The organism is Streptomyces sp. NPDC058375 (assembly GCF_042723425.1).
GTDB classification, from domain to species: Bacteria; Actinomycetota; Actinomycetes; order Streptomycetales; family Streptomycetaceae; genus Streptomyces; species Streptomyces durocortorensis.
In genome coordinates, this window is the sequence record NZ_JBHXJG010000455.1 from 1 (window position 1) to 2,383 (window position 2,383).

At 71.5% G+C, this 2,383-nt stretch carries 2 protein-coding genes; both read right to left on the reverse strand.

Features of this window, described 5'->3' with window-relative positions; translation table 11 throughout:
• Nucleotides 1–50 precede the first annotated feature (50 nt).
• Nucleotides 51–1,142 (reverse strand): lysophospholipid acyltransferase family protein, encoded by a 1,092-nt coding sequence (locus ACFWM7_RS34960; protein WP_383268726.1) that lies wholly within the window; start codon nt 1,140–1,142, stop codon nt 51–53.
• Nucleotides 1,143–1,157: 15 nt separating this feature from the next.
• The gene (locus tag ACFWM7_RS34965; protein WP_383268729.1) at nt 1,158–2,246 is read right to left on the reverse strand and encodes an NAD-dependent epimerase/dehydratase family protein; all 1,089 of its coding nucleotides are present in this window, start codon (nt 2,244–2,246) and stop codon (nt 1,158–1,160) included.
• Nucleotides 2,247–2,383: the final 137 nt, after the last annotated feature.

A 2,383-nucleotide genomic window follows, 5' to 3' on the forward strand; every position in this document is an offset into this window, starting at 1 on the left:
TACAATGGACATCCGTACAGAGGCATCCGTACAGAGGCCTCCGTCCGGGGTCAGAAGAACACCGACCGCCGCTGCACCAGCAGCTTGTACAGCGTGTGCTGGATCTGCTCGCGCACCTGGTCCGTCAGGTTGAACATCAGCATCGGATCCTCCGCCGCCTCCGGCGGATACCCGTCCGTCGGAATCGGCTCGCCGAACTGGATCGTCCACTTCGTCGGCAGCGGCAGCGCGCCCAGCGGCCCCAGCCACGGGAACGTCGGTGTGATCGGGAAGTACGGGAAGCCCAGCAGCCTCGCCAGCGTCTTCGCGTTGCCGATCATCGGGTAGATCTCCTCCGCCCCCACGATCGAGCACGGCACGATCGGCGCACCCGCCCGCAGCGCCGTCGACACGAAGCCGCCCCGCCCGAAGCGCTGGAGCTTGTAGCGCTCGCCGAACGGTTTGCCGATGCCCTTGAAACCCTCCGGCATCACCCCGACGATCTCGCCCGTCTCCAGCAGCCGCTGCGCGTCCTCCGCACAGGCCAGCGTGTGACCGGCCTTGCGCGCCAGCTCGTTGACGACCGGGAGGTGGAAGACCAGGTCCGCGGCGAGCAGCCGCAGATGCCGCCCGGCCGGGTGGTTGTCGTGCACCGCGACCTGGAGCATCAGCCCGTCCAGCGGCAGCGTCCCGGAGTGGTTGGCCACGATGAGCGCCCCGCCGTCCGACGGGATGTTCTCGATGCCCTTCACCTCGACCCGGAAATACTTGTCCGCCAGCGGCCGCAGCGCCGACATCAGGACCTGGTCGGTGAGCTCCGCGTCGTAACCGAACTCGTCGACGTCGTAATCACCGGTGACCCTCCGCCGCAGGAACGCGAGCCCGCCCGCGATCCGCCGTTCCCAGCCACCGGCCGGCGAGCGGCCCGCGTCCACCGCGTCCTGCCCCGTCTCCCCGGGCTCCCGGACCGTCTCCCCGGCCTCCGGGGACAGCTCGGGCTGCTCGGGGACCTGCGCCCCCGGCAGGGCACTGACCGGAGCGGCGGAGCCGTCGCCCCGACCGCTGCCGTTGCCGCCCGCCCCGGTCCGGCGCCGCGCCGGACGCGCACCGCCACCGGACCGCGAACGGTCGTCGTCGAACGGAATGACCTTGGCGTCCGCCATCGTCGGTGCGCTCCTCTACCTGGCGCCGTGATTCGTCTGTACCGCACCGGCCCCGCGCTCCCGCGGTCCGGCGCCTCCCGGGAGCGGCAGCGCCGCCAGCCGGTCCACCGCCCTGCCCACCGTCTCCGGCGGCAGCAGCCCCGGCCCCCGGCTCCGCGCGAACTCCGCGAAGGTCTCCGCCGTGGTGAACTCCGGCCGGAAACCGAGGGTCTCGCGCATCTGCACCGTCGAGACCACCCGGCCGTGGGTGAGCAGCCGGATCTGTTCCGGCGAGAAGTCGGTCATGCCGATCGTACGGAGCGCCGAGCCGACCCACGTGACGGCCGGCAGCAGCACGGGAACGGTCGGCTTTCCCAGTCGCCGCGAGCACTGCGACAGCAGCAGCACCCCGTCGCCGGCGATGTTGAACGTGCCGCTGTTCAGCGTCCCGCGCCGGGGCTCGCTCGCCGCGATCCCCAGGACGTCGATCACATCGTCCTCGTGCACGAACTGGAGCCGCGGGTCGTAGCCGAAGACGGTCGGCAGAACGGGCAGCGACAGATAGTCCGCGAGCGGCGAGTCCGGGTGCGGTCCCAGGATGTTGGCGAACCGCAGCACGCACACCGCCACGTCCGGCCGGCGGCGGGCGAAGCCCCGTACGTACCCCTCGACCTCCACCGCGTCCTTCGCGAAGCCGCCGCTCGGCAGCGACTTGGGCGGGGTGGTCTCGGTGAACACGGCCGGGTCGCGGGGCGCCGACCCGTACACGCTCGTACTGGACTTCACCACGAGCCGCTGCACCGTCGGCGACTTCTGGCAGGCGCCGAGCAGCTGCATGGTGCCGATGACGTTGGTCTCCTTGATCGCCGTACGGCCGCCGGCGCCGAGCGCCTTGCCGGAGACGTCCAGGTGGACCACCGTGTCGACGGCGTACTCGGCCAGGATCCGCGACAGGGAGGACTGCCGGATGTCGGCGCGGACGAACTCCGCGTCGCCGAGCTGATGCGCGGGCGCGACCGCGTCGACCGCGATCACCCGGTCCACACCGGGCTCGCGCTGGACGCGCCGGACGAAGCGACCCCCCAGCTGCCGGGCCACTCCTGTGACGAGGACGACCTTCCCCAAGACCAGCGCCTTCCGTCGGCATGGGAAGCCGAACCCTGCTTCCCTGTTCCCCTGCTTCCCGCGGTAACTTCCCTGGCGGTCACCGTAGCGGGTGGACGCCGCCCTGTGACGACCCCATGCCCCGAAACGCACCGCAG

Excerpts from the sequence above, each read along its gene's own strand:
- ACFWM7_RS34960 (WP_383268726.1), bottom strand. The coding sequence starts at position 1,142 with ATGGCGGACGCCAAGGTCATTCCGTTCGACGACGACCGTTCGCGGTCC.